The organism is Brucella lupini, from assembly GCF_002252535.1.
Classification (GTDB): Bacteria; Pseudomonadota; Alphaproteobacteria; order Rhizobiales; family Rhizobiaceae; genus Brucella; species Brucella anthropi.
Genome location: NZ_NNRN01000062.1, coordinates 451,978 through 464,076, shown reverse-complemented (window position 1 = coordinate 464,076; position 12,099 = coordinate 451,978). Strand labels below are relative to the sequence as shown.

Here is a 12,099-nt window from a genome sequence, read left to right as displayed (position 1 = left end):
TTCAATGCGGCATCTCGCTCGAACACAAGTTCGCCCTAAATCGAGATCATTGCGCGATTTATAATATATTGCTCCAACCGGACGACGTTCCTATGAGCCTTATTGATGATGAAGTGCCTTCAACACCACCTGCAACGTCGACAAGACATTCTGGCTGGCTCAAGCGATACCAACATTTTCTGTTTCCAATAGCGGGCATCGCCATTGCGCTGCTGGCGATCTATGTGCTGGAGAATCTGCTCCAGAATACGTCTCGCACGGAAACACTCGCTGCCTTCCACAACATTTCGTGGATGACACTTGGTTTAGCTGTGTTCTTCACAGTTCTGAGCTACGCAGCCGTCGCACTCTACGATGTGGTGGCTGTCGATACGATTGCGCCCAACCAGATACCGCGCCGCATCGCTGCCGTCGCAGGTGCTGCCGGCTACGCAATCTCCAACGCGCTTGGGTTTTCCCTGCTGACCGGCGGCGCATTGCGTTATCGCATCTATGCTGCGGAGGGTGTTAGCCTTGCCGATATCGGCAAGATTGTCGGGACATCATGGTTCGCGATCTGGTTCGCACTGATCATCATGGTCGGTGCAGCGCTTCTTATCGACCCGCAGGATGTTCCCTGGCTTTCCGCCATCGATTCCCGAATCGATATCGTCGCCGGTATCGCCATTCTGGGTGGCATCGGCTGGCTGATCTACTGGCTGTCGCATGGACAGCGTAGTTTTACGGTGGGTTCGTTCAGTCTGCGCCTGCCGAACTCAAAAGGCGCTCTGACCCAGATCTTTGCCGGGCTTGTGGATGTAGGCGCAGCTGCCGCTACACTCTATGTACTCATGCCTGCCGACGCAGTGCCAAGCTTTGCGGTTTTCGCGCTAGTCTATGTCATCGCCATCGTGCTGGGCATTGCCAGTCATGCTCCGGGCGGTCTAGGCGCATTTGAAGCGACAATCATTGCTGGACTCGGCCTAGGCGGGAAACCGGATGCAATTGCGGGGCTTCTCGCCTACCGTCTTATCTATACGGTTATGCCGCTCGTTGTAGCGACCGCAGGCATTCTCATATGGGAGATCATGCGGCGACGTCATATGCTCGGCAAGCAGGCGCGCTTCGCCAAACGTCTGGTCGAGCCACTCATCCCGAGCCTTTCTGCCAGCATCATCTTTCTCGGCGGCATCATTCTTCTGGTGTCCGGTGCGACACCAGACCTCCGCTACCGCGTAAAATTGCTCTCCGACATTGTTCCTGAATCTTTCATGGAAATGTCGCATCTTGCCGCCAGCCTCGTCGGAGTCGCGCTGCTGATCGTTGCGCGCGGTCTGTCTAAGCGGCTTGCACGTGCGTGGGTAGCAGCACTAATTCTCCTCCTCAGCGGCGCTGTCTTTTCCCTCGCCAAAGGCCTTGACTGGGAAGAAGCGACCATCCTTTGCATTTCTGCATTCACACTTTGGGGCTTCCGGGATTCGTTCTATCGCCGCCCGATTTCCGGACCGTTCGATTTAAGCTGGAACTGGATCGCGACCGTCGGCACGACGGTGCTTGTCTCAACATGGCTCGGCTTCTTCGTCTATCGTCACGTGGAATATTCCAATGACCTCTGGTGGGATTTCGCATGGAACGGCAATGCGCCCCGATTCTTGCGTGCGACTGTCCTTGTCTTCGTAGTGGTCGCTGCAGTAGGCCTTTACTCGATTATCAACCGGGCTGGTCACCGCAAACGCAAGGTGGATTATTCCATACCTGATGCCGTGCCGGATCTCGTTGCCCAATGGCCACATACGGATGCCGCTTTGGCAATGCTTGGTGACAAGCAATTCCTCCTCGCGCCAGACAAGAGCGCCTTCATCATGTATGCGCAATCAGGGGGCAGCCTGATTGCGCTTGGAGAACCCATAGGCCAGGAACAGACGGCTAAGGAGCTTGCATGGTCATTTCACGCACTGGCCGACGAACTTGCCCTGCGAACCGTATTCTACGGTGTTGGCCCGCAAAGCCTGCCCCTGTTTCTGGATATGGGACTGATTGCCCTGAAGCTCGGCGAAGTCGCCCGTGTTGATCTCACCAATTTCTCGCTCGATGGTCCGCGTCGCCAGCCATTCCGATATGCCGACCGCAAGATCGACAAGGACGGCCTGACGTTTGAAATCATTCCGGCGGCTGACGTACCGCCACTCATTCCACGCCTGCGCGAGATTTCCGATGCGTGGCTCGATTTCAAGTCGGGCAGCGAGAAAGGCTTCTCGCTGGGGTACTTCGATGACGAATACATGAAACGCTTCGACGTCGCAGTGCTGAAAAGTGACGGAGAAATCGTGGCTTTCGCCAATATGTGGCGTGGTGCGGACAAGTATGAAATCACCGTCGACCTCATGCGCTACATGCCCAATGTACACAAGCTTCTGATGGACGCGCTGTTTGCAAAACTGCTGATGGCCAGCAAGGAAGAAGGTTACAAGTGGTTCAATCTAGGTGCCGCCCCGCTTTCCGGCCTGAGCGGTAGCAGGCTGGCATCCCGCTGGAACCGTTTCGGCTCCTTCATCTACAAGCGTGGAGCCGATCTCTATCATTTTGACGGACTGAAAGCCTTCAAGGAAAAGTTCGATCCAGTCTGGACCCCGCATTACATGGTTTGCCCGGGTGGCCTGGAAACGCCGCGCGCGCTTCTCGATGCCACAACCCTCATCAATGGCAGTCCTCTGGAGTTCATCCGCAAATGACGAAAAGACGCGTTCTCTTCATTTTTCTTGGACTGGCGTTGGTGGCTGCGGTTGGCGCGTATGGCGCAATGCATACAGGCAAGATCGCCCGACTCTGGACGAGAATCACCGATTCCGATGAACCGGTCATCCACGCCAGTGCTGAAAGACTGTCCAATATTCCGGTCTACATGCCGAAGAACGATCCCGTCGGCCTTGCGATTTTACTGAGTGACGAAGGAGGTATGAGCGACCGGGAGAAGAGCTTCATGGACGCCATGCTTGCCCGGAACATGATCGTTCTGCCGGTCGAACTCGGCCCGTGGCGCGCCGCCCTCGATAAGGAAGATGGCGATTGCAACTATCTGGACTCGGATTTCGAAGCCATCGCCAAGGAGGCTCTGCGTGGACTTGATTTGGGCGTCTATTTTCATCCCGTTCTGACAGGCGTTGGACAAGGCGCTACCATCGCATATGCCGCAGCCTCGGATTCTCCGGATGCGACGATTGCAGGTGCGGTATCGCTTGATCCGGTCCCGGCCAAGACCCGTCTGCCTTCCTGCACCGAGAAAGCCGACGCGACCAAGGCACCCGATGGCGGCTTCACCTATGGCTTCAACGCGGCAATTCCCGCCCCTGCCCTTGTGGTCGGTCCCAGCGGATCGCCGGTCAACAATCCGGTTACAGCCCGCCACGAAAATGTCGCCGTGCTTCAATCCGCTCCGGAATTTCCTGCTCGCCTGAAAATGGCTGTCGACAATGTCGTCGCCATGGCGGATCAGGACGCCAAAAACGAAGCCCTGCCTATCGTCGATCTTCCCGCCAAAGGCGGCAAAGCCGATATGGTTGCCGTCTTTTATTCGGGTGATGGTGGCTGGCGAGATCTCGACAAATCCATTGGTGAATGGCTGCAGGCTCATGGCGTTCACGTGATCGGTGTGGATTCGCTTCGCTATTTCTGGTCGGAACGAACGCCGGAAGAAATAGCCAATGACACGACGGCCATGATCAAGAAGGCCGACCCGACGAACAAATTGCCGGTTGCAGTTCTGGGCTACTCATTCGGCGCCGATACATTCCCCTTTGCCTGGAAATATCTCGACCCTTCCATACAGGACCGGACGAAAATGATCGGGCTTCTCGGTGTCGAGACGACGACGACCTTCCAGGTTTCGATTGAAGGCTGGCTCGGAATGGATGGCGACAAGGATGTCGTTCCTGCTATCTCGACAATCCCGCTTGATCGGGTTGTTTGCGTCTATGGCGAAGAAGAAGACGATACCGCCTGCACAGCTGCCGAGCTCAAAGGGATGGAAGTCATGAAACTGGCCGGCGGTCATCATTTCGATGAAAATTATGAGCCAATTGCCGCCAGTCTTCTGGAAAAGATGCGCGTCCGTGCCGGACTGCCGCCACGACCGGCCAGTTGATAATTAAGCCAGAGCTGGCGCCCGGAAGACGGACGCCAGCTTTTGATTTAGCGCACGACAGGTTTTTGACCACCAAACCACCAGCGCACGGAATCAACCAGCAAGAATGCAATCAGACTAATACCGACCAATGGCAGCGTCCAACCTACAAATACAGCAGCGATTGCGATCCCAATCTGTTGCGCGGCAGTGAGACGTCTCCAGCTTGCGATCAACGTTCTGGGCATTGATCCTTCAGGCGGGCGACGCTGCCACCAGATGCGATAGCCATAGACAATCATCACAATCAGCGAGAGGCCGAGCGCAGCCATCACGATCTGATTAGTGACCCCGAACAGGACACCCATATGGAGATCGATACCCCAGCGGATCAATTTTGCGATAAGCGGAAAACTCTCGAAGTCAGCACGGCTGATAACCTCCATATTTTGGGGATCGAGAGCAATCGTATCCACTTGTGTCGGCCAGGAACGGTCATATTCACGCACCAGCCAGCCTTGATCCGATGAACGGGGCAGTCGGATTTCAAGCATCGGGGAATCGAGGCCTGCCTGTTGTGCAGCCAGATAAACACTATCCAGCTGTCCGACATGATCCTGCACATCCCCTGTTCCGGACGGCATCGGCATGCCGCCATGGTCCTGATGCGCACGCTCTTGGCTAGATTCTGTCGCCTTATTCAGAACTGTCGAAACTGAAGGCGTAATCCAGCCAACCGCCGCTCTGAACTGATCAATCCTTTCCCCCGCCAATTGCGACCAGGTCATGCCGGTTGCCGAAAGGAACAAAAGACCGACAGCTATCCAGATACCGACCTGACTGTGAAAGCGACGGGTCTTCAGGTGGAGATTTTTCGTTTGTTTTTGTTTTCGCCGGATCTTCCGATTCCACCACCAAAGCAGAGTGCCGCCTAGAGCCGCGATCCACAGCCAGGATGCTGCGAGTTCACTGTAGTAACGCCCAAAATCCCCAAGCATCAGATTGCGGTGTAGGTAGTCGATCGCCGCGCGAAACGGCAAGGTCCCACTTGTGCCATAGACAACGAGGTCGCCCTTTACTGCCAGCGTGACGGGATCGATGAAGATTGCCCGGCTTTCAGATTCTCCCAATCCAGGCTGGGTGAACATGACCCGTGTATTCCAGCCGGGCGCAATTGAAGGCCTCACGGCAAAAAGTTTTGGGCCCTCGCCTATAAAGGCTTCGGCCGCCTTCACCTGGTCCGCCAATGGCTGCAAGGTTCCAAGTGATGCGGTACGCAACTGGTCGCGGTAGATGTAGTTTTCAAGCTGAGGCGTCAGCACATAAAGCGTGCCCGTCACAGCTGCAATCAAGATAAAAGGACCAACAAACAGGCCGACATAGAAATGAAGCCGTGTGATGAAGGCCTGGAAGCCGGAGTTCGCAGAACTAGTGGTATTCGGCCGTGCCTGTACCCCAGCTTTTCCTTCAAGAAGCGTATCCGTCATGGAACCCTCCTTGAAAAGCAGTCGAAGCACAGCACAGTGCGTGGGCAGCCAGCATTGGCTGCCGCGATAAAATCATGATTTTGCATCGATATCTCCAAACGATATGAAATTGCCGTCGCGGGGCGGCGGCGTCGTTTTCAAAGATCGTGCAAAGCGGGAGGCCCTCTGGCTTGAGCAGCCGTAACAAACTGACCAGGAGGTGCGCGAACCGCGAGAGGAAAAGCGACCGTGTCTTTCGCAACAATCGAATCGAAAGACACGGTGACAGGCTGTTCTGGCAATCCTGTCCCAATGGCACACGCGGCCTGACATAGGGTCGAGCAGCAATGTCTGGCGAGATCTTTCAGGGGAGCGTTCGCATCTGCCTGCGTCGTGTGGACTGAACAGATCACGGACGAGGGACCAGCGCTCCACGCCGCCATGGAAGCCTGCGCGTATGCCGTTACCAGCCCTTGCAGAAGAATAACAAGCGTCAGCGATACAACCCAAAGGGCGGTATCCGACCGATCGCCAACAATTCTTCTACGCAAGGTCATGATCGCTCATGGCATTCTTGCAATGCAAAGTCACTGCGACAAAGGTGAAATGAACCAATTTGAAGAGAAAGTGGTGAGCGCGCAGGGATTCGAACCCTGGACCTACTGATTAAAAGTGGCTTCCGCTCATACAATTTAGAACATCATGAACGCTATGAAACATCGGAAGTCCCTGCAAAACATGGGGATTTCTGTTCTATAGTGTCCAGCGGCGTATCAGCGAGTTTTGACATTTCCGTACCCATACGGTACCCAAATGGAAATCAGAAGATTTTCATCAGTAGGTTCAATATGGCTAAGGTGCGTCTGACTACTCGCTTCATTGACAATGTCTCGGTCGATGTGCGGACCGATTACCATGACACGCTCGTGCATGGGCTTTCGTTGCGGGTTTCGCCCGCTCCTAAGCAGAAGCCTTCCAACAAGAAGTTGACGCCCCCCACACCCACGAAGACTTGGAACCTTTTTTACACCCGCGAAAGCGATGGCGCGAAACAGCGCGTGAAGCTGGGCAGGTATCCTGCGATGGACTTGGAAAGCGCTCGTGCGAAGGCGCTGAAGGCCATGAGTGGTATTTCTGATGGTGAAGACCCAGCCGAGCAGAAACGCGCTAGGCGGGGCGCTATGACGGTCGAGGAGTTAGGCGCGCTTTATATCGAGAAGTATGCCCAGCGGAATAAGAAGACTTGGAAGCAGGATGAGCAACTTCTCAAGGCCGATGTCTATCCTGAAATCGGGCGCATGAAAGCCGAGGCGGTTAAGAAGCGCGATATTCTGGACATCGTTGAAGCCAAGGCCGAGGCGGGCAAAGGGGCGCAATCGAACAACTTACTGGCGGTCATCCGCAAGATGTTCAATTGGGCAGTGGATGGTGACTATCTCGAAGCCTCGCCTGCATCTGGCATCAAACCGCGAGCGAAGCCCGTCAGGCGCGACCGAGTGATTTCCGGTGAGGAGGTCAAGGCAATCCTAAAGGCGCTTCCTGACGCCGCTCTAAGCCAGCATACGGTGAGCATCATTCAGCTACTGTTCCTAACCGGGCAACGCTCCGGCGAGGTATGCGGCATCAAACGCAGCGAAGTTGACCTTGACGGGAAGAAATGGACGATCCCAGGCAGCCGCACGAAGAACGGAAACACGCACGTTGTCCCTCTACCCGAGCAGGCGCTGGCGATCCTTTCCAAAGCGGTAGCCGCCGCCGACAAGGACGAGGAAGACCCTGCCCTATTCAGCCGCGTAGATAATCCAATTGAGAGCAATGCCATCGCGCAGGCGGTTAGGCTGAAGCTTCAAGTTTCCGGCGAACGATGGACGCCTCACGACATACGCCGCACGGTTGCGACGGGAATGTCTAATCTCGGCGTAATGCCGCACATTGTGGAAGCCTGTCTAAACCATATCAGCGGTTTCAGGTCTGGTGTCGCAGGCGTTTACAACCGCGCAACGTATGAGCCGGAGAAGCGGGAAGCTCTGGAAAAGTGGGCGGATAGCTTGTCTGGAACACTAAACGAACCAACAGTGAACAAAATAGCACGGGTTTAGTGTGGATAGCGCGCCCTAGAACGGGTTGCACTGTAGGGATCATGCCCCTTTTACGATATATTGGAAGGCAGTTAATCGATTGCCGGAACGGTGAAGTCATGAGCAAATCTGTAAATAGCATCAAGTCGTTAATCAGCATTCGTGAAGTGTGTTCTATTACTTCTTTCTCCCGCTCCACGTTGTGGAAGAAGGTGAAGGAAGGTGCATTCCCTAAGCCGATCTCGCTGAGCGATGACGGTATTCGGAAAGCCTTCGTATCCGATGAGGTTCAAGCGTGGATCGATGATCGTATCTCCCTGCGCGATCAGAAGGATGCGGCATGAGTGAGTTCGTCACCGATGATGGTGAAGTGCTCGACTATGCCACGGCGAAGGCCAAGGCAAAGTCCAGCATTGCCACCTTCAAATTCGAACTTCTGGAGACTGTTCGCGGTGACCCCCGGTTGAGTGCAGCGCCATGCGAAGCCGTCATCGGGGTTCTCATCTCGTTTCTTTCGGTGGATGAGAGATCGCTAAAGCCGACGTTGGTCTATGCCTCAAGCATTACAATCATGGCGAAGACCAATATCAAGACGAAGCTATCAGCGAGAAAGGCGCGAAAGCTTCTCGAAGAGCAGGGGTATCTGGTCAGGAAAGGTACGACAGCAAGCGGCTGCGAACTCTATCAGGTCTGTAACCCCCACGTCGAACGTGTGAAAATGCACATGCAAGCGAAAGCTGAAAAGCTCAAGGAAGATGCGGCAGCGGCTCGCGAGGAATATCGGAGGAAGAAGGCCCTCAAGCTTCACAGGGGGTCAACGAATGACCCCACGGAAAATGACGAGGGGGTTATTAATTGTCCCCACAGGGGGTCAACGAATGACCCCAATATCGTAGAGCACTACCGTGGAAAGGCTAGCATAGAAGAAAAGGAATTCCTTTCTGCCTATGGAGAGGAGGACAATCAGTGTCAGCCTTTACCTGTTCCGGCCTCGCAGGAAGAACTTGAACACATGATGACGGAAATTTGCTCCGGCGTCTCAATATCTCCTGCGGTCACATCGTATTTGAGGCGAATGCTTCTGGCCGGTGAGCTAACGCCGGAGATCATCACTCAGCAACGGGCCTTCGCGGAAAGGCATGCAGCATGAAGCAGCTTGACCTATTTGAATGGGCTTCCACGCGCCGAACCGCACAAGTCATCAACTGGATACCGCACCTCGCCAAAAGAATGTGGGAAGAGCGGAATATTCCTATCCAGCCGCAGCAAGCAACAATCATGGATTTTCGGACCACGATTTATCAGACAGGAGAAAGGAAACGCGCATGATTGTGAGTAAGCATCCAGACGGCGGTTACTGTGTCATGAACGGCGCTTCTGTCGTCGCAGGCCCTTTCGAAACGAACTCGGACGCATGGCGCGCCTTGGACCGTATAACAGGCGATCCGATTAATCCGGCGGAGAAGAAATCCGAATGGATCGCCAGCAAGATCATTGGAGGTGCAGCATGAGCGACCCGAAAGAATTGGCTCGCGAACGCAAGCGCCGTCAGCGCGCCCGTGAAAAGCAGGTGAAGCAACTGGAGTTCATCAGAACGGACGCCAGCCTATTCTTGCACCCGGATCGCCTGAGCCAGAAAGCAGGCGCACCGAAGCATCTGCTTCGCCGCATGGCTATCAAGGAGATCGTAGACAACGCGCTCGATGCCTCGCCTACGGCTATTCTGACAACGGTGGACGCTGACACCTTCGTTATTCAGGATAACGGCGACGGGATCGACCCGGCGAAAGTGCCAACGATGTTTTCCGTCACGCGTCCTATGATGTCCACGAAGCTCATTCGGCGTCCTACACGTGGCATGGTGGGAAACGGTAATCGTGTCGTTGCCGGTGCCGCCTTCGCAAGCGGTGGCGGGCTGACGGTTGAAAGCCGTGGCGTGAAGCAGGATCTTTCATTTGATCTCCAGTCAGGTGAAACCGTCGTCATCGACCGCACGGACAGCGAAGTCACGCAAGGCACACGGATCACGATCCGGTTTGGCGCAGCACTGCCGCGTGACGAATATGCGACTGCATGGGGCGACACGGCTATTCGGCTTGCGGGCAATTCAGCCAAGCCAATGCTGACACATCCAGATTGGTATTCCGAGGCGTCATTTGCTGAACTTGTTGGCGCGGCTCGCGGATCAGCTCAAGACCTTGCTGACCTATTCGGGGTGGACCTATGTCACGCCGAGGATGGTCTTATTGAGCAAGATGAATTTGCCGAGCATGACCGTGACATTGGTCACGCTGACAGCGGCCAGATTGTGCAAGGTCAATCCACCGGCCAGCCGCGTGACATCCAGTCTCTGACGCTGGAAAAGTTGAAGGCGCTTGCTCCGAAGGCTCCGGTACTGGTGCCGATTTCAGAAACCGCATTCTCTGGCTCCTACAAGGTCGAAAGCATCCAAGCCAACGTTGCAGGGGCGTTTGTCCCGGCGGTTATCCAGGTATGGGCTACGTCTCAAACGGGTAACACTAGGATCGCATTGATAGTGAACCGGACGCCAGCCGTGGCAGACATGTCTGTGCAAGTTGGCGGTGACGCATTTATCAGCGGATGCGGCTTGCAGTGGGAACACATCGGCACGGTTCCCAAAGGCGATTACGGCATCATCATTGCAGTCACGACGCCAGCCGTTGCGCTAATCAGTGACGGCAAGACGCCCGATCTGTCGCCATTCAAGGAGGGATTGAAATCTGCAGTCGGTCAGGCTCTTCGACGCGCTCACAGACCGAAGCGGCGAGGCATATCCATCAAGGATGCAGCCTACGAAATTATGGATGTCGCGTATCGCAAGGCCAGCGCATCGGGAACGCTGCCCGCCAATGCTCGTCAGATTATGTATGCGGCCCGCCCGTATATTCTGGAAGTGACCGGACAGGACAAGCTAGCCGATGCGTATTTCACGCAAACGCTGCTGCCGTCCTTCATGGAGGAAAATCCAGAACTGACCGCTGAGTGGGATGTCGTTTACGATGCGCGTGGCCATCTGGTCGAGCCACACACGGAGCACAGCTTGCCATTGGGTACGTTGCGCGTTCGTGAGTACATGCGCCTTCGTCCTCGCCATGACATCGGGTCGCTTGTATCTGCAAATGTGTCAGGGCTTCACCCGACTGCCGGACCCGGTGACAGATACGGCACGGTTCTGTTTATCGAGAAGGAAGGCTTCGAGCCGCTATTGAGGGCATCCCGAATTGCGGAGCGTTACGACCTTGCTGTGATGTCCACCAAGGGCATGTCCGTTATCGCGGCCCGTGCTCTGGTTGATCACCTTTCGGCTTCCGGTATCAAAATTCTGGTGGCGCACGATCTCGATATGGCCGGTATTCGGATTTTCGGCACTCTGGGAGCCGATAGCAACCGTTACCAGTTCAAGCATCAGCCTGACATCCGCAGATTAGGCCTGACCCTTGAGCAAGCCGTTGAAATGAGCCTTCAGGACGAACGGCAGGAAATCAAAGGCGACCATGACCGGATCATTGAAGGGCTGAAATCCTATGGCGCAACCGCATCTGAATTGAAGTTCATCACGTCAGGCAGGCGCGTTGAACTGAATGCAATGCCGTCCGATCAGTTCATCGAATGGATCGAGCGTGGATTGCAGGCGCACGGTGTTCAGAAGATCATCCCATCGCCGGAGACCATCGAACAGCGCGCACGGCAGATTATTGCCGTGCAGCATATTCATGATGAAATCCGCAAGCTGGAGCAACTGGGGCGCGAATACGCATCTACGGTTCCCTTGCCGAGTAACCTCACCGACATGATGCGCGATGCCTTCAGGACCGATCCTACAGCACCGTGGGAGGGAGCTTTGCTTGTCGCCCTACAGAATAATGGAGGTGCAGCATGACCATCTGGCGACTTGAAATCTACCGCGCAGAAGATCGGCTTTTGCTAATCCAGTCCAACGGTATCTGGAAAGTTGTCCGGTCCCTGTTGCGAGAAGCCATCAGAGGGGTGAAACCATGACCAATCAAAATCCCCGCGTACTCGAAGCGGCCCGTTGGCTGGCGACCATTCCAGAGCACCATAAGCCGAGGCCGGTTATCCCGGAGCTTATGAAGCTGTTCAATCTGACTGCATTGGAAGCTGGGCAGGCAGCTACCGAGGCGCGATTAATCCGTGCGAGGTCGAATTGACCAGGAGGAACCGCAACAGACGTGTCAGGACGGCAGCAGAGCGTCAGCGTGATCGCCGCGCACGTCAGCGCCGTGGCGACGGACTATTCCCGCTTGTGCTTCCAGATGAAGCGATCCGGGACTACCTAGTCGAAAACGGCTATCTCAAGGAATGGGACGAAGACGACTTTGAACGGGTAAGGGAAGCTCTTGAAGTCCACATTCGGGAGCGTGTCACGCGTGACGGGTCGTGACGATGCGGGGTGATATGTTTGTCAGCAATGGCA

At 55.2% G+C, this 12,099-nt stretch carries 12 protein-coding genes; 11 read left to right on the top strand and 1 reads right to left on the bottom strand.

Going from position 1 to position 12,099, the window contains the following annotated elements:
* Positions 1–92 precede the first annotated feature (92 nt).
* Positions 93–2,711 (top strand): bifunctional lysylphosphatidylglycerol flippase/synthetase MprF, encoded by a 2,619-nt coding sequence (mprF, locus tag CES86_RS25640; protein ID WP_192802330.1) that lies wholly within the window; start codon positions 93–95, stop codon positions 2,709–2,711.
* Entirely contained in the window at positions 2,708–4,120 is a 1,413-nt protein-coding gene (locus CES86_RS25635; protein ID WP_181834065.1) for a virulence factor family protein, read from the top strand. Before mprF ends, CES86_RS25635 begins: the two co-directional genes overlap by 4 nt.
* A gap of 47 nt (positions 4,121–4,167) precedes the next feature.
* Here the strand turns inward: CES86_RS25635 and CES86_RS25630 are convergent, their stop codons facing one another.
* The gene (locus CES86_RS25630; RefSeq protein WP_094515748.1) at positions 4,168–5,586 is read right to left on the bottom strand and encodes a PepSY-associated TM helix domain-containing protein; all 1,419 of its coding nucleotides are present in this window, start codon (positions 5,584–5,586) and stop codon (positions 4,168–4,170) included.
* An 827-nt stretch (positions 5,587–6,413) separates the two neighbouring features.
* Between CES86_RS25630 and CES86_RS25620 the strand changes: the two genes are divergently transcribed.
* From CES86_RS25620 to CES86_RS27340, 9 genes are all read left to right on the top strand, one after another.
* Positions 6,414–7,664, top strand: coding sequence for a tyrosine-type recombinase/integrase (locus CES86_RS25620; protein ID WP_094515746.1), 1,251 nt, complete (start codon positions 6,414–6,416; stop codon positions 7,662–7,664).
* A 98-nt stretch (positions 7,665–7,762) separates the two neighbouring features.
* Positions 7,763–7,987, top strand: coding sequence for a helix-turn-helix transcriptional regulator (locus CES86_RS25615; protein ID WP_167387159.1), 225 nt, complete (start codon positions 7,763–7,765; stop codon positions 7,985–7,987).
* Positions 7,984–8,793, top strand: a complete 810-nt coding sequence (locus CES86_RS25610) for a hypothetical protein (protein WP_094515744.1) — start codon at positions 7,984–7,986, stop codon at positions 8,791–8,793. The genes CES86_RS25615 and CES86_RS25610 overlap by 4 nt, the downstream gene beginning before the upstream one ends.
* Positions 8,790–8,972 carry a hypothetical protein gene (locus tag CES86_RS25605; protein WP_094515743.1) on the top strand — a complete coding sequence of 61 codons (183 nt, stop codon included), beginning with the start codon at positions 8,790–8,792 and terminating at the stop codon, positions 8,970–8,972. The genes CES86_RS25610 and CES86_RS25605 overlap by 4 nt, the downstream gene beginning before the upstream one ends.
* Complete coding sequence (locus tag CES86_RS25600; RefSeq protein WP_094515742.1) at positions 8,969–9,154, top strand: hypothetical protein; 186 nt, start codon at positions 8,969–8,971, stop codon at positions 9,152–9,154. The genes CES86_RS25605 and CES86_RS25600 overlap by 4 nt, the downstream gene beginning before the upstream one ends.
* Positions 9,151–11,544 carry an ATP-binding protein gene (locus CES86_RS25595; RefSeq protein WP_167387158.1) on the top strand — a complete coding sequence of 798 codons (2,394 nt, stop codon included), beginning with the start codon at positions 9,151–9,153 and terminating at the stop codon, positions 11,542–11,544. Before CES86_RS25600 ends, CES86_RS25595 begins: the two co-directional genes overlap by 4 nt.
* Positions 11,541–11,663, top strand: coding sequence for a hypothetical protein (locus tag CES86_RS28155; protein ID WP_268876094.1), 123 nt, complete (start codon positions 11,541–11,543; stop codon positions 11,661–11,663). Before CES86_RS25595 ends, CES86_RS28155 begins: the two co-directional genes overlap by 4 nt.
* Entirely contained in the window at positions 11,660–11,833 is a 174-nt protein-coding gene (locus CES86_RS27650; protein WP_167387157.1) for a hypothetical protein, read from the top strand. The genes CES86_RS28155 and CES86_RS27650 overlap by 4 nt, the downstream gene beginning before the upstream one ends.
* Positions 11,830–12,066, top strand: a complete 237-nt coding sequence (locus CES86_RS27340; RefSeq protein ID WP_143851110.1) for a hypothetical protein — start codon at positions 11,830–11,832, stop codon at positions 12,064–12,066. The genes CES86_RS27650 and CES86_RS27340 overlap by 4 nt, the downstream gene beginning before the upstream one ends.
* Positions 12,067–12,099 lie beyond the last annotated feature (33 nt).